Genomic DNA, 19402 nt, shown 5'->3' on the forward strand with positions numbered 1-19402 from the left:
TGTAACCTCATCCGGCAATTTCCAGACTACTTACGCAACCCCGCAAACGCCGCCCGGATCTCATCTTCCGGCAGCTCCAGGCCAATAAACACCATCACGCTCCGTGGTGTTTCATCACCCCAGGGTCTGTCCCAGTCGGCGCTGTACAGGCGCTGCACGCCCTGGAACAGCAGGCGGTTTGGCTCACCGTCAATCCACAGCATCCCCTTGTAGCGCAGCAGCTTGTCGGCGAACGACAGCAGCAGGTTTTCCATTACGCGGGACACCTCGCTGATATCCACCGGGTAATCCAGCTCGACCACAATCGACGACACATCGTTTTGCTTGTCGGCCATAAAGTGAAAGCGCGGCTTCGAGGTGACGTTCTCTTCCAGCATAAAACCGTTGGTGTTGAACAGCTGAGACAGGTCGATATCGCCAAAGGTCACGGTATAAACCGGTGCGCGCGAGTTAATGCGCGCCAGGCGCTCACGCAGTTTTTCGCTCTCGCCCGCCACATCGGTTTTGGTCAGCAGGATGCGGTCGGCGTAGCCCACCTGAGACTGGGCGATGGTGAACTGGTTCATCTGTTCGTCGGCGTGTACCGCATCAACCAGCGCAATCACGCCGTCCAGCAGGTAGCGCTGGCAGAGGATCTCATGCGAGAAAAAGGTCTGAATAATCGGGCCGGGGTCAGCCATGCCGGTGCATTCAATCACCAGGCGGTCAAAGTCGATCTCCCCGCGATCGCGGCTGTCGAGCAGGTCCAGCAGGGCGTCTTCAAGTTCGTTAGAGCGGGTGCAGCAGATGCAACCGTTGGTCAGGGTTTTGATCTGCGTGGCGCGATCGCCAATCAGCTGATCGTCAACCGAGACTTCGCCGAATTCATTTTCGATAACGGCGATTTTGAAGCCGTGCTGCTCGTTCAGGATGTGGCGCAGCAGGGTGGTTTTACCGGCGCCGAGGAAACCGGTCAGCAGGGTAACGGCAATCGGGGTCATGGTCTCTCCTTTAGCAGCAGCGGACGCCGCCTTCTCCACTTCCGCCGTAGCGCGCTTCCTGCCGCTCGCGGAAGAATTCGGTGTAGGTCATGTACGGCTTATCCGGATGGTTGGTCTTCATATGCTCAACGTAGTTGTCATAGTCCGGGATGCCAATCAGCATTTTCGCCGCCTGACCGAGGTATTTTTTCGCTTCGCCTAAGTTACCAAACATTGTGGGTTCCAGACAGAAAAAGCCCGGTGGCGCGCAGCGATCCGGGCCTACAGTACCTGTGTAGGGCGGGTCAGCGTAGCGCCACCCGCCATTTTTTTAATGGTGTGAAGACGTCTTCACGCCGCCTTCCGGCACCGGCACGTACGGGGTTTCTTTATCCGTACGACCACTCGCGTTACGCACATTCATCCAGGTTTTGATGCCGTAGAAGATGATGCTGTACACCACCACCAGGAACAGAATACTCAGGCCAGCGTTGGTGTAGTTGTTAACAACGATATGGTTCATGTTGGCAATCTGCTGCGCGGTCAGATCTGCGCCGCCTGCGGCAATCTTCTCTTTGTACTGGTTAGCCATGAAGAAGAAGCCTTCCAGCTGCGGGTTGGCGCTGAACAATTTCAGGCCAAGCGCCCAGGTGGTGCAAAGCAGCAGCCACAGCGCAGGGACTACGGTCACCCAGATGTATTTGGTGCGTTTCATTTTCACCAGGACAACGGTACCCAGCACCAGGGCAACTGCCGCCAGCATCTGGTTAGAGATACCGAACAGCGGCCACAGGCTCTTCACGCCGCCCAGCGGATCGACAACGCCCTGATACAGCAGGTAACCCCACAGGCCAACACAGCCCGCCGTACCCAGCACGCCTGCCACCAGAGAGTCGGTTTTCTTCAGGAACGGCACGAAGTTGCCGAGCAGGTCTTGCAGCATAAAGCGGCCAGCACGGGTACCTGCATCCAGCGCCGTCAGGATGAACAGCGCTTCAAACAGAATACCGAAGTGGTACCAGAAGCCCATATCCGCCCACGGCAGCACTTTGTGGAACACGTGGGCGATACCCACCGCCAGCGTCGGTGCACCACCTGCACGGTTCAGAACCGACGGTTCGCCGATGTCTTTCGCCGTCTGCATGATCTGCTCAGGCGAAATCACAAAGCCCCAGGAACTGACGGTTGCCGCAGCGTGTGCGCTCGCATCTTTCAGCTGCGCCATAATCAGCGCCGCGTTATCACCGCCCATCTCATGCAGGTTTGGCATGGTGATGCCCAGACCGGCTGGTGGGGTGTTCATCGCGAAGTACAGACCTGGCTCGATAATAGACGCTGCCACCAGCGCCATGATCGCCACGAAGGACTCCATCAGCATGGCACCGTAACCAATCAGACGCGCGTCTTTCTCGTTCGCCAGCAGCTTCGGCGTGGTACCGGAGGCAATCAGGGCGTGGAAGCCAGAGACCGCACCGCAGGCGATGGTGATGAACAGGAACGGGAACAGGGCGCCTTTCCACAGTGGGCCAGTACCGTCGATGTACTGGGTCACTGCCGGCATTTTCAGATCCGGGTTAATCACCAGGATACCGATCGCCAGACCGACGATAACGCCGATTTTCAGGAAGGTGGCCAGGTAGTCACGCGGTGCCAGAATCAGCCAGACCGGCAGCAGGGCAGAGATGAATGCGTAACCGATCAGCGCGAAGGTGATGGTGGTGTCTTTGAAGGTCAGCGCCGGGCCCCAGTACGGGTCGTGCGCAATCACGCCGCCGAAGTAGATGGATGCCACCAGCAGTACAATACCAATCACCGACACTTCACCCACGCGTCCTGGGCGCAGGAAGCGCATGTAGATACCCATGAAGAGGGCAATCGGCACGGTAGAGCAGACGGTGAACACACCCCACGGGCTTTCGGCCAGCGCTTTCACCACGATTAACGCCAGCACCGCAAGGATGATGATCATAATCAGGAAGCAGCCGAACAGGGCGATAGTCCCCGGGACGCGGCCCATCTCTTCTTTAACCATCTCACCCAGAGAGGCGCCGTTACGGCGAGAAGAGATAAACAGCACCATAAAGTCCTGCACCGCACCCGCCAGCACTACGCCTGCGAGCAGCCACAGGGTCCCTGGCAGGTAACCCATTTGCGCCGCCAGCACCGGGCCGACCAGCGGACCAGCGCCCGCAATCGCGGCAAAGTGATGGCCAAACAGCACGTAGCGGTTGGTTGGCACGTAGTTCAGGCCGTCATTGTTGATGACTGCCGGAGTGGCACGCGTCGGGTCGAGCTTCATGACCTTTTGCGCGATGTACAGGCTGTAGTAGCGATAAGCCACAAGGTAGACGGAAACAGACGCGACCACGATCCACAGGGCGCTTACGTGTTCGCCCCGGCGTAATGCGACAACCGCCAGACAGAAAGCGCCGAGGATCCCGAGTAAGGCCCAGGGCACGTGCTTCAGTAGTTTTTTAGTATCCATAGTAAGACCTGGTTTTTTATGTAAAGAAAAAAGGGTCAGGGTTCGTTGTGAGGAGGTATTGATTAATGCTGGTGGGATCGTGCCAGATCCTCGCGCATGTAAAGGAAGGTAAATGGGCGAGTGGTTGTAAGTCGTGGGTAAGCGGTCAAAGATGCGGGCGAGTGGTTCAGACTCGCCGCAGACGGTAAAAATTATGTGATTTAGATCACTACGTTAGCGTCTCTGCCTGTTTCGCCAGGTAGCCTTCCAGCGTATCCAGAAGCTTATCTTTCAGCCATTGCGGCTCCAGAACCTGGATGTCGGGCAGCCAGTAGAGAATCAGCGGCAGGATCTGATTCTCGTGTGCCGCCTGGCAACGCAGCGTTGTGCCGCTGTGTTGTTCGGCTATCAGCTCCTGCTCTGGCAGTAAATTTCGGCGTCTGAAGTAGTGTGAAATATTATTGTTTATGAATATTTTCACCTCGAAAGTATCTTCCGAAACCCAGGGTCCAGGGCTTTTTTCCAGCAGCGCAAGGGTGCTTTCTTCAGGGGTAAATGTGGCGCCCTGAATATCAAACCAGCTTATCTGGCTTAGCGAAAAGGATTTCAGCCTGCTATTTTCAGTGGCTTGTAAATACCATATATTTTTTTTGTTAATGAGTTTGTAAGGATTAATTTGCCGTGTTTTGCCTTTATAAACGATCTGGCAAACATTACAGTTTTTAATCGATTTCTCAATATTAGGTAAATGACGGCGAATATCCGTTTTCACGGTATGTTCTGCATTGTTGCCCAGAATCAGAATATGATTGTCATCCACGCGAGTTTCGAGCTGCTGCCAAAAGTCGGCATTTCGCTCCGGGAAAAAGTTATCAGCATTCAGGAAGTTAGCAATGGTGTGATGCAACCCCTGCCCGGAGGGTGCTTGTGGTGAGTGGATCAGGCGATATTGTCCATTTCCGGTGTGCTCAACAATGGGTGAGAGTGCATTCAAATCACGATACACGGTGCGCTCAGTAATTTTAAATTTTTCCATCAGTGCACTTCGGTTTACCACACCGTTTAAATGTAGCTCTACCAGAATATCGACCAGACGTTCAGCCGAGCGGCTCCGCGTCGCATTAGCCATAAGGTATTCCTGTTAATTTAATGGATCTACGCTGAATTATGCGGGCAGCACTGACACGGGATGTCAGTATTCAGGCGCAGTAAATTTCTCTTATGGTTATATAACGGCGTGATTTAGCGGAAACCTTAATATTTTTTGCGGGAAGCCGCGCTGGCCGGGGGATAGCCAGCGCGCAGAGGGGTCAGATGACAGCGTCCATCTCCATCATTACCGGGTGGAAACGGCGTTTAAAATAGATCAGGCCGTGGCCCTCCTGGCTCAGAATGATATTTTTAATTTCAACCAGATAGACCAGATGTGTACCGATGGTCTGCACCTGGCTTATCTCCCCTTCAAGGCTTGCCAGCGCACCTTTGAGCACCGGTTGTGCCAGCGGGCCTTTTTGCCAGCAGGAAAGAGTAAAACGTTCTTCCATCGCCATGCCGGTCATCCCGGCGAAGTGACGCGCCATGATCTCCTGCTCGTGGTTCAGCACGTTAACGCACAGTCTGCCGTTGCCCTGAAAAACCGGATTCATGGCACTGTTGGCGTTGATGCACACCATCAACGACGGCGGCGTATCCGTCACCGAGCAGACCGCGGTAGCGGTAATGCCGCAGCGACCGGCATCACCTTCGGTGGTGACGATATTGACCGCGGCCGACAGGCTGGCCATCGCGTCGCGAAAACGCAGGCGTTGTTCATCTGATTGCATTGAAACCTCCCGCTGCGTTATTTCAGCAGCTTGTCCAGCATGTTGATATCGGTGTTGTTGTGCAGGTGCGGTACCGTCCAGCCGTGCTGGTCGTACTCAGACATGCAGCGGTCGACCATCGCCATCATTTTGTCCATGTTGCCGGAGCTCTGCGCCTGACGCAGACATTGCAGGCGAATTTCATCCTGGCTACCGGAGTAGTTGATCTCATACAGCTCATGGCGGCCGCCAAACTCGCTGCCGATGGCATCCCACATCAGTTTTAAAATCTTGATGCGTTCAACGTGATCCATACCGTTAGAGCCGCGCACGTACTTCGCCAGATACTGGTCGATCTGCGGGTTATTCAGGTCACGGGCGCTGGACGGGAGGTAGATCAGGCCGGACGTCACGTTACGCTCGATGATGTTTTTGATCTTCGCATAGGCCATCGGCGCCATCACGCGGTAGGTTTGCAGCGCGGCATGATCTGGCAGATACGCGCCGTTCACCCACGGGGTTGCTTCTGAACACATGGAGTCGCTCAGCGCCCAGAACATATTGCGCCAGGCTACCACTTCACCCAGGTCTGCCTGCACGCCACGGAATTCCAGCGTCCCGGTGCACTCCAGCGATTTCTTCAGCAGGGCGGTGATAAAGTCGAGCTTCACCGCCAGACGTACGCAGGCTTGCAGTGGATACATGCGGGCAAAACCGCCTTCCATGGTCCAGCGGCGGCAACGGTCGAAATCGCGGTAGATCAGCACGTTTTCCCACGGGATCAGTACATGATCCATCACCAGGATCGCATCGTTCTCGTCGAAACGGCTGGAGAGCGGGTAGTCATACGGCGAACCGGTTGCGCCTGCCACCATCTCGTAAGAGGCGCGGGAGATCAGCTTCACGCCTTCGGCATCCATCGGGGCGACGAACATCAGCGCGAAGTCCGGGTTTTCACCCATCACCTGCGCCGAGCCAAAGCCGATCATGTTGTAGTGGGTCAGCGCCGAGTTGGTTGCCACCACTTTCGCACCGCTGACGATGATCCCGGCGTCGGTCTCTTTCTCCAGCTTGATGTAGACATCTTTCACTTCATCAGCGGGTTTGTGGCGATCGATCGGTGGGTTAACAATCGCGTGGTTGAAATACAGGCCGGTTTCCTGAATACGGGTGTACCAGTTGCGGGCGTTCTGCTCGAACTGGCCGTAGAAGGCCGGGTTAGCGCCAAGCGCGCAGCCAAATGCGGCTTTGTAATCCGGCGTGCGTCCCATCCAGCCGTAGCTCAGGCGCGACCACTCGGCGATGGCGTCGCGTTGCTGGCGCAGATCGTCGGCGCTTTTCGCCACGCGGAAGAATTTATGGGTATAGCCGCCACTGCCGGTGTCGGTGCCCCAGCACAGTGTGTCCTGCATGTCCGGTTTGTGCAGGGCGTCGTACATCTGCGCGATGGATGCTGCCGCATTACGAAACGCCGGATGGGTGGTGACGTCTTTGACGCGCTCGCCGTAGATATAAATCTCACGGCCGTCCTGGAGGCTTTTTAAATACTCTTCGCCGGTTAATGGACGTTTGGTATCAGCGCGGAAATCTTCAGGCTTCATAGGGACCTCGTATCGGAATAGGGTTGTTAAATTTATGTTTTGTTTTTGTTGTTTAATTGAAGCGTGAGAGAGGGGCGGCGTGAAGGGACGATTGGGACAACAACAGGTACTTTTCGGGTGGGTTTGGGTTTTGTGATCTGTGCTGCTTTTCGGCGGGTGGCGCTGCGCCTACCCGCCCTACGAACGTAGCCACGGTAAGCGCAGCGCCACCGGGGAACTTACGACACCGGTACTTTCTGCGCCCGGTAGCTGCTGGGTGAACATCCCACTAAACGATTAAAAAATCGTGCGAAATAGGCCGGATCTTTAAACCCCAGCTGCCAGGCAATCTCGTTTACCGGGTTATCGGAAAAAAGCAGCAGCCGTTTGGCCTCGCGCAGTTGCCGGTCGAAGATCAGCCGCTTCGGCGGGCGGTTGGCGAAGCGGCGGCAGATATCGGTCAGGCGAGATTCGGTGAGATGCAGTTCGCAGGCGTAGTCCGGCACCGTCCAGTGCTGGTGGTAGTGGGTATCGATCATCTGGTTAAAACGCTGGAACAGCTTCAGCTCGCCGCGTATCCCACTGGCGGCGTGGTCGTCGAGCTTTGCATTGCGCAGCAGCAAAGTGAACACCGCCTGGGCCAAAAGTACCAGCGTATGTTCCCGTCCGGGCAGCTGTTCCGTGGATTCGCGTTCAATCAGCCGCCAGTAGTGTTTCAGCGCCGCCAGCTCGTCCGGTTTGTCGGCCAGGGACAGGCAGATCCCCGGCAGGCCGAAGGTTTCTCGTGTGCCGGGGTAGAGCACCTCCAGCAGCGGCCAGATCAGATCTTCGCGTACCGTCAACACATGCCCGTCGCTGTCGGATTCGGTGATAAACGCGTGCGGCACCGACGGCGGCGTGAGCACAAACAGCGGTGCCTGCACCGAATAGCGATGATCGTCGAGCTGAAGCTCAATCTGCCCGGTATCAAGAAAGTGCATCTGAAAGAACTGGTCGTGGCGATGCGCCTGCATGTCGCGGCCAAAAAAGGCCGCCATGCGGGCAAACGACTGATAATGTACATCATCAGTGCCCAGACTTTCGTCGTACTCCTTGCTGATATCAATGTTGGCGATGGGGCTCTGGCACATGATCGTTCCTCTGTTGATCCCGCTGCGTCATCGGAATGCGCGTCAGCACCAGTGCGCCCACCACCAGCAGCCCGGCCACAAACCACAGCCCTGAACTAAAGCTGCCGGTGGTATCGCGTAAGATGCCGATCAACAACGGGCTGACGGCCGAACCCACATTCCCGATGGCGTTGATCACCGCCAGCGCCACCGCGCGGGATTGCAGGCTAATAACCTGATCCGGTGTGGTCCAGAATATCGCCATAGCGGTAAAGGATCCGGTTGAGGCCATGATGATGCCAAGCAGCTGGATCAGGCTGTGGTCGGTCGCCGAGGCCAGCATCCATCCCGCCGCCGCGAACAGATACGGCAGGATGGTGTGCTTTTTTCGCTCTTTCAGCCTGTCGGAGCGGCGGCTCCACCAGATCATCCCGAGGATGGTACAAAACTGCGGGATTGCCGCCAGCAGGCCGATCACGATATTGCTGCTGTGGCTGTTAAAGCTTTGCAGGATCTGCGGCGTCCAGATGTTGATCGCACTCAGCGTGTTGGTCAGGCAGAAGTAGGCCAGCGTGTAGAGCAGTACCGCCGGGGTCAGCACTTCACGCAGCGTTGATCGCGGGGTCGCGGCGTGCGCAATGGCGTGCTCCTGCTCGCGGGCGATCATCGTTTTCAGGGTCTGCTTTTCTTCATCATCAAGCCAGCTGGCCTGATCCGGCGTGTCGTTAAGGAAGAACCAGGTCACGACACCGAGCACCACCGACGGCAGCCCTTCCAGCAGGAACAGCCACTGCCAGCCTTTCAGGTTCCACAGCCCGTCCAGCGCCAGAATGTAACCCGAGAGGATCGAGCCGAGCATCATGGTCACCGGCATGGCAATCATAAACAGGGCGTTGGCGCGGGCGCGGTGATAGGCGGGGAACCACCAGGTGAGATACACCAGGATCCCCGGCAGGAAACCGGCTTCGGCAATGCCGACCAGCATTCGCAGCACGTAGAGCGTCTGCGGGCTGGTGGCGAACATGGTGCAGGTGGATGCAATACCCCACACTACCATGATCCCGGCGATCCAGCGGCGCGCACCGACTTTCGCCAGCATGATGTTGCTCGGGATCCCGCACAGCACGTAGGTGACGTAAAACAGCGTTGCCGCCAGGCCAAACATGGTGGACGTCAGGCCCAGATCTTTGCCCATCGTCAGCCCGGCAAAGCCAATGTTAATGCGGTCAAGAAACGAGAAGACAAACAGGATAAAGAGAAACACGATCAAACGACGGAACAGCTTGTTAATCACGCGATGTTCTACAGCTTTATTATCTTGCAGGGTAGAGGTCGTCATGTTGCGCTCCACATCGTCCGTTCAGTAGACGGATTTATTGTTATTGACTGATGTAACAGGTCTGTCGATAAAACGGGCTGCCAGCGCTTCGGCGCTGCGGGCCAGCAGGGTGGTATCTACGCCAACGGCGACAAACAGCGCGCCGAGGCCGAGATAGCGTTTTGCCAGGGTTTCGTTAGCCATCAGGATGCCGGGCGCTTTACCCGCGCTCAGGATCTGCCCGATGGCCTGTTCGATGGCGGCCTGCACCTCCGGGTGCTGCGGATTACCCGCAAACCCCATGTCGGCGCTGAGATCCGCCGGGCCGATAAACACCCCGTCGACCCCTTCCACGTCCAGGATCTGCGGCAGGTTTCTCAGCGCCTCGCGGGTTTCTATCTGCACCAGCACGCACATGGCATCGTTCGCCTGTTGCAGGTAATCAGGAATGCGGTTCCAGCGCGACGCGCGGGCCAGTGCGCTGCCCACGCCGCGGATCCCCGCAGGGGGATAACGGGTGGCGCTCACCGCCAGACGGGCTTCATCGGCATTTTGTACCATTGGCACCAGCAGGGTTTGCGCGCCCACATCCAGCAGCTGTTTGATCTGCACCGGATCGTTCCACGACGGGCGCACCACCGGCTGGCTGGCATAAGGGGCAATCGCCTGTAACTGCGTTAAGACGGTTTGCACGTTGTTTGGCGCGTGTTCACCGTCGATCAGCAGCCAGTCGAAGCCCGCGCCAGCCAGCAGTTCTGCGCTGTAGCTGCTGGTCAGCCCCAGCCACAGGCCGATTTGCGGCTTTCCGGCTTTCAGCGCGGTCTTAAATGCGTTTTCCATGGTGCACTCCTACACAAAGCGGCAGCTAATCGAGCCCATGTTGCCGTAGTCCACGTGGAAGGTGTCGCCCTTGCTGGCTGCCACCGGGCGGGTAAACGAACCGCCGAGGATGATTTGCCCCGGTTCAAGCTGCACGTCGTATGGCGCCAGTTTGTTTGCCAGCCACGCCACGCCGTTCGCCGGATGGTTGAGCACGCCAGCGGCGACGCCGGTTTCTTCAATCACGCCGTTGCGATAGAGCAGGGCGGAGATCCAGCGCAGATCCAGTTCGTCGGGTTTAATTGGTCGTCCGCCGAGGATCACCCCGGCGTTGGCGGCGTTATCGGAGATGGTGTCGAACACTTTGCGCGGACGCTGGGTGTCGGGATCAATGTTGTGGCAGCGGGCATCGATCAGCTCCAGCGCCGGGATCACATAGTCCGTGGCGTTGTAGACATCGAAAATCGTGCAGTTAGGGCCTCGCAGCGGTTTGGCCAGCACGAAGGCCAGCTCCACTTCAATGCGCGGGACGATAAAGCGATCGACGGGAATATCGCAGCCATCGTGGAAAAACATGTCGTCCAGCAGCGCGCCGTAGTCCGGCTCGCTTATCTGCGAGCTGGCCTGCATCGCTTTGGATGTAAGGCCGATTTTATGGCCTTTCAGCACGCGGCCTTCGGCGATTTTCAGGCTTACCCATTCGCGCTGTACGGCGTAGGCGTCGTCGATGGTGATCGTCGGGTAATCCAGCGAGATCTGGCGGATCTGCTCGCGGGATTGTTCCGCCTGATGCAGACGATGCGCGATCAGGGTATGGGTGTGTTTATCGAGCATGGCGGTATCCTGTTTTATGTTTGTTTTCTCCCTCTCCCCGTGGGAGAGGGGACTGGCCGTGCCGGTATTATTTAAACAACGCGTGCACATTGTTCTGTTTGTAATTGAGCGTCGGGTGCAGCTCATCGAGCTCAAACGACAGCGCCAGATAGCGCGCCGCCATCAGCTCGGAGAAATGCGTTTTGATCAGCGCAAACAGCATCTCTCCCACCGCCTCGCGGCTTTCCAGGCTGCGCCCGGCGCCGATTTTCAGCGTCATATGCACGAAGGCGTAGTCGTGTTTGCCGTCGGCCATCTGCCAGGTGTCCAGCCAGTGCGCGCGGCTACGGATACCGCCGAGCGGGAAAATGCCCGTGGCGGCGAGCGCCTCGTTCACTTTGGCAAACAGACCCGGCAGGTCGGCCTGCTCGCGGATATTGTCAGTACATTCAGCAATAAAATGCGGCATGGTGGCTCCTTACGCGGGCAGCGGGAAAACAGCGTTGACCTGGCCGGTACCGGAGCTGGCGAACAGCTCGGTGAGAAACTCCACCTTGCCGTCGTATTTATCCCAGCCGAGCATCCCCAGCAGCATCACCGTGTCGTGCATATTGCCCTCGCCGTAGCAGTAGTCGGCGTACTCCGGCAACATGCTGCAAAACTCCCTGAACTGGCCTTCGCGCCACAGCTTCACCACGCGCTCGTCCATCTGGCGGTCGAACTCGCGGGTGTAGCTGTTCATTCCTTCTTCCGCGCGCTGGTCGTCGATAAAACGGTGCGACAACGAACCGCTGGCCAGCACCGCCACCGTGCCGTCGTACTGCTTAATGGCGCTGACGATGGCCTCGCCCAGCTTGCGGCTGTCGGCAAAATCGTGAACCGTGCAGAACGCCGAAATGGAGATCACTTTGAAGTGCTTGTCGCTGTTCATGTAGCGCATCGGTACCAGCGTGCCGTACTCCAGCTTCAGGCTTGGGATGTTGTGCGCTTTGGCCCGCACGCCGAGCTTCACCGCTTCGTCGGCAATCAGCTGGCCGAGCTCCGGGTTGCCGTCGTAGTCGTAGGTCATGTCACGGATAAAGTGCGGCAGCTCGTTGCTGGTGTAGATGCCGGAAAAATGATCCGCACAGTTAATGTGATACGCGCTGTTCACCAGCCAGTGGGTGTCGAAAACGATAATGGTCTCGACGCCCAGCTCGCGACAGCGCTTGCTGATCTCTTTATGCCCGTCGATGGCCGACTGACGGCAGCCGTGGTTTTTCCCCGGGAGTTCAGAAAGATACATCGACGGTACGTGGGTGATTTTTGCCGCTAGCGCTAAGGTGCCCATGTCAGACTCCCCATTTTGGAATCGGATGGTTGCCCATCGAGATGCAGACGTTTTTCATCTCGGCGAACACTTCAAAGCTGTACTCGCCACCTTCGCGCCCGGTGCCGGAGGCCTTCACGCCGCCAAACGGCTGGCGCAGGTCGCGCACGTTCTGGGTATTCACAAACACCATACCGGCTTCGATATTGCGCGCCAGGCGCAGCACTTTGCTGACATCCTGGGTCCAGATGTAGGACGCCAGACCGTACTCCACGTCGTTGGCCAGGCGCAGGCCTTCCGCTTCGTCTTTAAACGGCAACAGGCAGGCGACCGGCCCGAAGATCTCTTCCTGGGCCACGCGCATCCGGTTGTCGACATCTGCCAGCACGGTCGGGCGCAGGAAGTTACCGCCTTTCAGGTGCGCAGGCAGGTCGGTGGGTTTGTCCGGCCCGCCCGCCAGCAGGGTGGCACCCTCTTCAATGCCGAGGCGGATATAACCCGAGACTTTTTCCCAGTGTTGCTGGCTAATCAGCGCGCCGACCTGAGTATTTGGATCGGTTGGGTCGCCCACGCGCAGGCGGTTCGCGCGCTCGGCGAAGCGTTTGACGAATTCCGGGTAGATGCTCTGCTGAATGAAGATGCGCGAGCCCGCGGTGCAACGCTCGCCGTTGATGGAGAAGATGGTGAACAGGGCGGCATCCAGCGCGCGCTCGATATCGGCATCTTCAAAAATCAGCACCGGTGATTTGCCGCCGAGCTCCATCGAGTACTTTTTCAGCCCGGCGTTTTTCATGATGTTGCGCCCGGTAGCGGTACCGCCGGTGAAGGAGACGGCGCGCACGTCGTGATGACGCACCAGCGCATCGCCCGCTGTCGCGCCATAGCCCTGCACCACGTTCAGCACGCCCGCCGGAATACCGGCTTCCAGCGCCAGCTCGCCCAGGCGATCGGCGGTCAGTGGGGAGAGTTCAGACATCTTCAGCACTGCGGTATTGCCCAGCGCCAGACACGGCGCGACTTTCCAGGTGGCGGTCATAAACGGCACGTTCCACGGCGACACCAGCGCGCACACGCCCACCGGCTGCACCAGGGTGTAGTTCAGCATCGTGTCATCGACCGGGTAGGTTTTGCCGTTCATCTGCTGGCACACTTCGGCGAAGAACTCGAAGTTGTGCGAGGCGCGCGGGATCAGCACGTTTTTGGTCTGATGGATCGGCAGACCGGTGTCGGCAGTTTCCATCGCGGCGATCTCAGGCACGTTCTGGTCAATCAGATCGCCCAGGCGGCGCATCAGGCGCGCGCGCTCTTTCATCGGCAGGTTGGCCCATTTCGGGAACGCCTCTTTGGCGGCTGCAACGGCCTGATTTACCTCGGCTTCACCGCCGGAGGCCACGTCTGCCAGCACCTCGCCAGAGGCTGGATTGGTGGTGTGGAAGTAGTCACTTCCCGCCACGTTTTTACCGTTGATCCAATGGTTTATCTTTTTCATTTTGTCGTCTCCTCACTGACAATTCGGTTTACCAGGCGGCCCACACCTTGCACTTCCACCACCACTTCGTCGCCAGGCACCACGTCGGAAAGCCCTTTCGGCGTGCCGGTGGCAATCATGTCGCCCGGTTGAAGGGTCATAAATTCGCTCAGGTACGCAATCAGGAACGGGATGCTGAAAATCAGGTCTGCCGTGGTGCCTTCCTGGCGTAATTCGCCGTTTACGAAGGTGCGCAGGGCCAGGTTGTGCGGGTCGGGAATGGCCGCTTTCGGCACGATGTTGGGAGAAATCGGCGTCAGCCCGTCGCGGCTTTTTACCCGCAGATTCGGGCGATAGTAGTTTTCGAGGTAGTCGCGGATGGCGTAGTCGTTACAGACCGTATAGCCCGCGACATAGTCCATCGCATCGGCTTCACTCACCTTGTGCGCGGTTTTGCCGATGACCACCACCAACTCCGCCTCGTAGTGCATGTATTCAACGTTGTCCGGGCGTACCGACGTCTGGTTATCACCGTTAAAGGTGTTCGGGGCTTTGATAAACACCAGCGGCTCGGTAGGCGGTTTGAAGTCCAGTTCGCTGGCGTGATCGGCGTAGTTCAGCCCCAGGGCAAACAGCGTGGGGTGTGAATGCGGGCCTTGTGCAGGGGCAACATCGCCTTCGTTGACGACCGGGTTTTCCAGTGCCGGGAAACCTTCGGCCAGAATGCGCACCCGATCCCCCGGACGCAGCGCCACGCGGGCCTGCGGTGTGCCGAGCAAAATGGCATCGCCAGGGTTCAGGGTGGCAAATTCGCTCAGGGCACTGAGCAGTTCGGCGGCGCTGCGCTGTAAATCTGCGGTGTTCCAGTGGTCCGCTTCGCGGCCATTGATTTCGGTAATGATGGTCAGGTTATCGACGTTATCAACGGCGACAAGTTCACCCAGAGGGCAGAATCCGTCACGGCATTTGGCTTTGATGGCCGGGCGGTAGAAGCTCTCTTCCGGCAGGCTCACTTCGTTGGCGAGTGCGTATCCGGCGATGTACTCCGCCGCGTCTTCAGCCTGTACCTTGCTGGCGGTTTTCCCCACCACCAGCGCGACCGTGGCCCCGCTTAACACCGTTTCACCTTCCGGGAACGGAATGGGTTCGCCGGCACGGATAACGGTGTTGCCCGGTTTAATAAACCAGACGGCGGTTTTCGGCGGGGTGTTATAGGGGGCTTTTTCAAACGCTTCACGCCAGGTTTCACGCTGGCTTTGATGATTCAGCGCGACGGCAAAAACAGTACCTTTCATTGACTACTCCTCAGGCCGGAGGTCCGGATTGCGATTTCATTAATATGTTAATGATCTCGTTTTATGCTTTTGCTGTTTGTTTCGCAATCAGAAGTGAAAATTTTGTGATAGGAATAACAATAAATTTACATATAAAATTAAAATTGTATGTTTATCAGTGTGTTAATAAAAATACGTTGTTTCTGTTAGACTTTTCGGCAGAAAACGTGTTGTTTATAAAAACAGCTTTTTTGAATTGTTTACTTGTTAATGATTTCCGGGAGTGGCTATGCATGACTCATTAACCATCGCGTTATTACAGGCGCGGGAAGCGGCGATGTCTTACTTCCGCCCGATTGTGAAGCGGCATAACCTGACCGAACAGCAATGGCGCATTGTGCGCGTGCTGGCGGAAAGTCCGTCGATGGATTTTCACGATCTGGCGTTTCGGACCTGCATTCTGCGCCCGAGCCTGACGGGCATTCTCACGCGCATGGAGCGCGACGGGCTGGTGCTGCGCTTAAAGCCGGTGAACGACCAGCGCAAGTTGTACGTGTCGCTGACCAAAGAGGGCAACGCGCTGTATGAACACGCCCAGGCGCAGGTGGAAGAGGCTTATCAGCAGATTGAGGCGGAATATACGCCGGAGAAAATGCAGCAGCTGACGGCGCTGCTGGAAGAGTTTATCGCGCTCGGCAACCGCCATATCGCCGAACGCGGGGAAGAGGAATAACTCAGCCTTCCGGCTTTGCCAGATGGATAAGCGTGTCGATACGCGCAGGGGAAAGCGGCTCGCGCGGCTGCGGCAGCGGCCAGCCGTACAGCCAGCGGGCGCTGGTGGCGCAGGTTTTCCCCTGACAGGCACCCATGCCACAGCGCGAGGCGAGCTTCGCCGCCTGCCAGCTTTCGGCATTTTGCACATCGCCACAGCGCACATCTTCGCAGCGACAGAGCAGGGTGTCGGCAGTGGCAACGTCTTTTAGCGATTCCGGTAAGGCGAATGTGGCATAGAGCGCCCGGGCAAAACGCTGCCAGCGGGTACGGGCGGCGATAGCTTTTTCTGCCTTCCCGGGGTTATCCGCCGCGATATAGCCCGCAATTTCCCCCTCGGCCAGCGCCAGCTCGCTGCCGCCAAAGCCGGTGCATTCTCCCGCAGCATAGATATCCTCCACGCTGGTGCGTTGAGACGCATCGACCCGGATTGCCTGATTTTCGGTTGCGCAGCCGAAGATAAGACCCGGCTCGAGATTGGGCACCAGTCCGTAGCCGATCGCCAGCCTGTCGCAGGCTATCTCCTGATTTTTCCCGCCGTGGCGTACGGTCACGGACTGAAGATGTGCATCTCCCCGGGCATGGATGACCTGGCTTGCCGGGCGATAGTGGGCCGGAAAAAGCTCGCCGAGCTGGAGCAGTTTTTCCGGCCAGCGCCAGAGCCCAGCCGCGAACCGTGCCAGCGCGCTCACCGGCGCCTGTTCGATGATGGCAACGATATTCCCGCCTGCGCGCTTCACCGTACTGGCAACCGCCAGCAGCAGCGGCCCGCTACCGGCGATGACTACCCGCTCGCCGTTGAGCGGCAGGCCGTGTTTAATCTGCGCCTGTAGCCCACCGGCACCCGTTACGCCGGGAAGCGTCCAGCCCGGAAACGGCAGGGAGAGTTCCCGCGCGCCGCAGCATAAAATTAACCGCTGCCAGCGGATCGCACCGCAGCTGTCTGCGGTTTCAAACACCACGGAATGCGGTTCAGGGCGGGCAATCAGCCGCGCGCCGTTAAGCAGTGTAATGGCTGGCTGTTCCGCCACCGCCTGACGCAGGCGTAAGGCGCGCGGAGGCAGTGAAACCTGCGGGCCATCGCGCCAGATTTGCCCGCCTGGACGCGGGTTGTCGTCCAGGACGATAACCGATTTTCCGCAGCGTGCGGCGGCCAGTGCCGCCGACAGCCCGGCTGGACCTGCGCCGAGGACGAGGATCTCGCAGTCAAACGTTCGCATGTTGGCTCCTTTCTATCACCATGTCGGGCTGGCATTCCGTCTGGCAGGCCAGCACCCGCCGTCCATTCACCGTGACGCGACACTCCTGGCAAACGCCCATGCCGCAGAAGGGGGCGCGCGGCTCTCCGCTGACCGAACGGCGCGTCACGCCATCGCCCGTCAGTGCCAGCGCCGCTGCGACGCTGATGCCCGCAGGAACGTCACAGGGTTCGCCTTCGATAATCAGGTTCAGGGTTGTCATGCGATGGCCTCCTGTTTTTGCAGCCGCGCGGGGAGCCAGGCATCCGGAGAAACGGCCGGACGTTCGCCGAGGATCTGCGCGCAGAGCAGTTCGGCGGTTGCGGGGGCGGTGGTGACGCCCAGCCCTTCGTGCCCGAGCGCCAGCCAGATCCCCGGGCGCGTGGGATGCGGGCCGATGAGCGGATTGCCGTCTGCCGATGCGGCCCGAAAACCGCTCCAGCAGCGGATGATATTCAGGCTCTCCAGCGAGGGTAAAAAATGACGCGCGCGCGCCAGCATGGTTGCCAGAAGGGGCAGATCTATCTCGCGGTCGGTGTTGTCGAACTGGCGGGAAGAGCCAATCAGCAGTTGCCCGGTTGGGCGCGGCTGGATATTAAACGCCACCGAGGTGCCGCCCGCATGAGCGCTGGCACCGTATCCCAGCTCAACCAGCTGGTGGCTGAGCAACGGACCGTAGCGATCGGTGATCGCCAGCTGGCCTTTTTTCGCCCGCAACCAGTTTTCATCCAGCAGCCTGTTGGCACCCAGCCCGCAGGCGATGACGATGGCGCCCGCGCGCAGGCGTTTGCCGCTGTGCAGGGTGACGTAAGGGGCATCGACCGCAAGGGCGCGGTCATGAAGATGCGTAACACCGGCATCCTCAATAAACCAGTGGGCGACGTTCGGCGCGTAAACAATTCCGTCTCCGGGCACCCACAGCCCGCCGCTGAGCCGGGAGGTGAGCAGGGGTTCACGCGCGGCAAGCTGGTCGCGGGTCTGCATATTGCTGGCGACCTGGTATTGCGCCATCCGCTGTTGTTTTTCCTCTGCCAGCTCAAGCTCCTGCGGTGTTTCCGCCAGCCACAGCGTGCCGCATCCTCGCCAGGCGCAGCTTTCCGGCATCCGGGGCGTCAGTTCCCGCCAGCGCGCCAGCGACCAGGCTGAGAGGGTCAGTTCGGCGGGATCGTCATCCATACACACCAGATGGCCCATTCCTGCCGCCGTTGCGCCCGCGTTGCCGTCGTCTACCAGCGTGACCCGCTGCCCGCGCTTTGCCAGTTGCCAGGCGCAGGCGGCGCCGATGATCCCGGCACCAATGACAATGACGTCGGTGTCGGTCACAACGTGATCCCCCAGCGGAACGGATCGTCCGGATTGAGGATCAGCCGGTTATCGCCGCAGACCCATGCCTCACCGCGGATCGTCGGGATTACCTTGCTGCCCTGCGGCACGAAATGGGCGGTAAATTCGCTGCCGATGATGCTCGCCTGCCGCCAGTTTTCCCCGGGCCGCAGTTTGCCGTCCCCGGCCAGACAGGCCAGCTTGGCGCTGGTGCCGGTGCCGCAGGGTGAGCGATCCCAGGCTTTTCCCGGGCAGAGCACAAAGCTGCGGCTGTCTGCGCGATCATCTTCTGCGAAGAGTTCAATATGGTCGATAATGCCGTCATGTTCGCCACGAATGCCCGCACGTTCCAACCCTTCCCGGATTGCCCAGGCATACTCCGTTAACTGCGGGATCTGCTCCGGTATCACGGCGAACGGATGATCGTTGACGAGGAAGAACCAGTTCCCGCCCCAGGCGATATCGCCCGTTACCGTGCCGTGCGTGGTTTCAACCTGCACCTGTTTGCGCCAGCGATACGCCGGGACGTTTTCTACCGAAACGCTGCCGTCTGCGTGCAGCGTGGCGGTCACATCACCCACCGGTGTTTCAATTAGATGTTTACCCGGCTGAATGCGTCCAAGCCAGGCCAGCGAAGCGATAAGGCCGATCGTGCCGTGGCCGCACATGTTCAGAAAACCGCTGTTGTTGAAGAAGATAACCCCCGCCGTGGCCTGCGGTGATACCGGCTCACAGAGCAGGGCGCCGACCAGGACGTCGTTGCCGCGTGGCTCAAGAATGATGGCTTTGCGCCAGTCGTCATAGTCGCGGGCGAAGCGATCCCGGCGCTCGGCCATGTTTCCTGTGCCCAGATCCGGAAAACCGTCGATGACCAGACGGGTCGGTTCGCCGCCGGTGTGGGAGTCAATTACTCTCAGTTCGCTGTGCTGCGCTGTCATGGGATCTCCGGAAAGTTAACACCTTGTTGCTAAATGCTGGCGTAAGGCTGGCATTCCTGCTTGATCGCTTTCGCCACCAGAAATGACGAAATCAGCACAGTGACCGGTTTCATTCTTAAGTGAAATTCATATTTATTTCTTATTAATCATTCTGTTGATGGTGTGGTAAACCAAAAAAGGCAACAGCGCCAGTGGATGAAACAGGGTAAATCATAAA

19 protein-coding genes are annotated in these 19402 nt (G+C 58.4%); 1 reads left to right on the forward strand and 18 read right to left on the reverse strand.

Annotated features, from left to right (window positions below):
• Window positions 1-26: 26 nt before the first annotated feature.
• From yjiA to hpaG, 14 genes are all read right to left on the reverse strand, one after another.
• Window positions 27-980: a GTPase gene (gene yjiA, locus N1249_RS02770; RefSeq protein WP_259834344.1), complete on the reverse strand. Its 954-nt coding sequence runs from the start codon at window positions 978-980 to the stop codon at window positions 27-29.
• 10 nt (window positions 981-990) lie between these two features.
• Window positions 991-1194: a YbdD/YjiX family protein gene (locus N1249_RS02775; protein WP_003856610.1), complete on the reverse strand. Its 204-nt coding sequence runs from the start codon at window positions 1192-1194 to the stop codon at window positions 991-993.
• 96 nt (window positions 1195-1290) lie between these two features.
• A complete protein-coding gene (locus N1249_RS02780; protein ID WP_014068741.1) occupies window positions 1291-3444 on the reverse strand; it encodes a carbon starvation CstA family protein in 2154 nt (717 codons plus the stop codon).
• A 208-nt stretch (window positions 3445-3652) separates the two neighbouring features.
• Window positions 3653-4552 (reverse strand): YafY family protein, encoded by a 900-nt coding sequence (locus N1249_RS02785; protein ID WP_259834347.1) that lies wholly within the window; start codon window positions 4550-4552, stop codon window positions 3653-3655.
• A gap of 181 nt (window positions 4553-4733) precedes the next feature.
• Window positions 4734-5246, reverse strand: coding sequence for a 4-hydroxyphenylacetate 3-monooxygenase reductase subunit (locus tag N1249_RS02790; protein WP_014068743.1), 513 nt, complete (start codon window positions 5244-5246; stop codon window positions 4734-4736).
• Between the two features lie 17 nt (window positions 5247-5263).
• Window positions 5264-6826 carry a 4-hydroxyphenylacetate 3-monooxygenase, oxygenase component gene (gene hpaB, locus N1249_RS02795; protein ID WP_166717783.1) on the reverse strand — a complete coding sequence of 521 codons (1563 nt, stop codon included), beginning with the start codon at window positions 6824-6826 and terminating at the stop codon, window positions 5264-5266.
• A gap of 218 nt (window positions 6827-7044) precedes the next feature.
• Window positions 7045-7935 carry a 4-hydroxyphenylacetate catabolism regulatory protein HpaA gene (gene hpaA, locus N1249_RS02800; protein ID WP_259834351.1) on the reverse strand — a complete coding sequence of 297 codons (891 nt, stop codon included), beginning with the start codon at window positions 7933-7935 and terminating at the stop codon, window positions 7045-7047.
• Window positions 7907-9253 (reverse strand): 4-hydroxyphenylacetate permease, encoded by a 1347-nt coding sequence (gene hpaX, locus N1249_RS02805; protein ID WP_259834353.1) that lies wholly within the window; start codon window positions 9251-9253, stop codon window positions 7907-7909. The genes hpaA and hpaX overlap by 29 nt, the downstream gene beginning before the upstream one ends.
• A gap of 21 nt (window positions 9254-9274) precedes the next feature.
• Complete coding sequence (gene hpaI / locus N1249_RS02810) at window positions 9275-10072, reverse strand: 4-hydroxy-2-oxoheptanedioate aldolase (protein WP_259834355.1); 798 nt, start codon at window positions 10070-10072, stop codon at window positions 9275-9277.
• A gap of 9 nt (window positions 10073-10081) precedes the next feature.
• On the reverse strand, window positions 10082-10885 hold the full coding sequence (gene hpaH / locus N1249_RS02815) for a 2-oxo-hept-4-ene-1,7-dioate hydratase (RefSeq protein WP_259834357.1): 804 nt from the start codon (window positions 10883-10885) through the stop codon (window positions 10082-10084).
• Between the two features lie 67 nt (window positions 10886-10952).
• Window positions 10953-11333: a 5-carboxymethyl-2-hydroxymuconate Delta-isomerase gene (locus N1249_RS02820; protein WP_259834359.1), complete on the reverse strand. Its 381-nt coding sequence runs from the start codon at window positions 11331-11333 to the stop codon at window positions 10953-10955.
• A gap of 9 nt (window positions 11334-11342) precedes the next feature.
• Window positions 11343-12194 (reverse strand): 3,4-dihydroxyphenylacetate 2,3-dioxygenase, encoded by an 852-nt coding sequence (hpaD, locus tag N1249_RS02825; protein ID WP_259834361.1) that lies wholly within the window; start codon window positions 12192-12194, stop codon window positions 11343-11345.
• Between the two features lies 1 nt (window position 12195).
• A complete protein-coding gene (gene hpaE, locus N1249_RS02830; RefSeq protein ID WP_259834363.1) occupies window positions 12196-13662 on the reverse strand; it encodes a 5-carboxymethyl-2-hydroxymuconate semialdehyde dehydrogenase in 1467 nt (488 codons plus the stop codon).
• Entirely contained in the window at window positions 13659-14936 is a 1278-nt protein-coding gene (gene hpaG, locus N1249_RS02835) for a 4-hydroxyphenylacetate degradation bifunctional isomerase/decarboxylase (protein ID WP_259834365.1), read from the reverse strand. The genes hpaE and hpaG overlap by 4 nt, the downstream gene beginning before the upstream one ends.
• A 268-nt stretch (window positions 14937-15204) precedes the next feature.
• Here hpaG and hpaR point away from each other — a divergent pair, with 268 nt between their 5' ends.
• Window positions 15205-15648 (forward strand): homoprotocatechuate degradation operon regulator HpaR, encoded by a 444-nt coding sequence (gene hpaR / locus N1249_RS02840; protein ID WP_259834367.1) that lies wholly within the window; start codon window positions 15205-15207, stop codon window positions 15646-15648.
• A gap of 1 nt (window position 15649) precedes the next feature.
• Here hpaR and N1249_RS02845 read toward each other — a convergent pair whose 3' ends face one another.
• From N1249_RS02845 to N1249_RS02860, 4 genes are read right to left on the reverse strand one after another with little or no spacing between them, the layout of a single operon-like run.
• Window positions 15650-16906: an FAD/NAD(P)-binding oxidoreductase gene (locus N1249_RS02845; protein WP_259834370.1), complete on the reverse strand. Its 1257-nt coding sequence runs from the start codon at window positions 16904-16906 to the stop codon at window positions 15650-15652.
• The gene (locus tag N1249_RS02850) at window positions 16893-17147 is read right to left on the reverse strand and encodes a (2Fe-2S)-binding protein (protein ID WP_166717793.1); all 255 of its coding nucleotides are present in this window, start codon (window positions 17145-17147) and stop codon (window positions 16893-16895) included. Before N1249_RS02850 ends, N1249_RS02845 begins: the two co-directional genes overlap by 14 nt.
• On the reverse strand, window positions 17144-18247 hold the full coding sequence (locus N1249_RS02855; protein WP_259834373.1) for an FAD-binding oxidoreductase: 1104 nt from the start codon (window positions 18245-18247) through the stop codon (window positions 17144-17146). The genes N1249_RS02850 and N1249_RS02855 overlap by 4 nt, the downstream gene beginning before the upstream one ends.
• Window positions 18244-19185, reverse strand: a complete 942-nt coding sequence (locus N1249_RS02860) for a 4-hydroxyproline epimerase (protein WP_259834376.1) — start codon at window positions 19183-19185, stop codon at window positions 18244-18246. Before N1249_RS02860 ends, N1249_RS02855 begins: the two co-directional genes overlap by 4 nt.
• Window positions 19186-19402 lie beyond the last annotated feature (217 nt).

The organism is Enterobacter sp. CP102 (genome assembly GCF_025152625.1).
GTDB lineage: Bacteria > Pseudomonadota > Gammaproteobacteria > Enterobacterales > Enterobacteriaceae > Enterobacter > Enterobacter soli.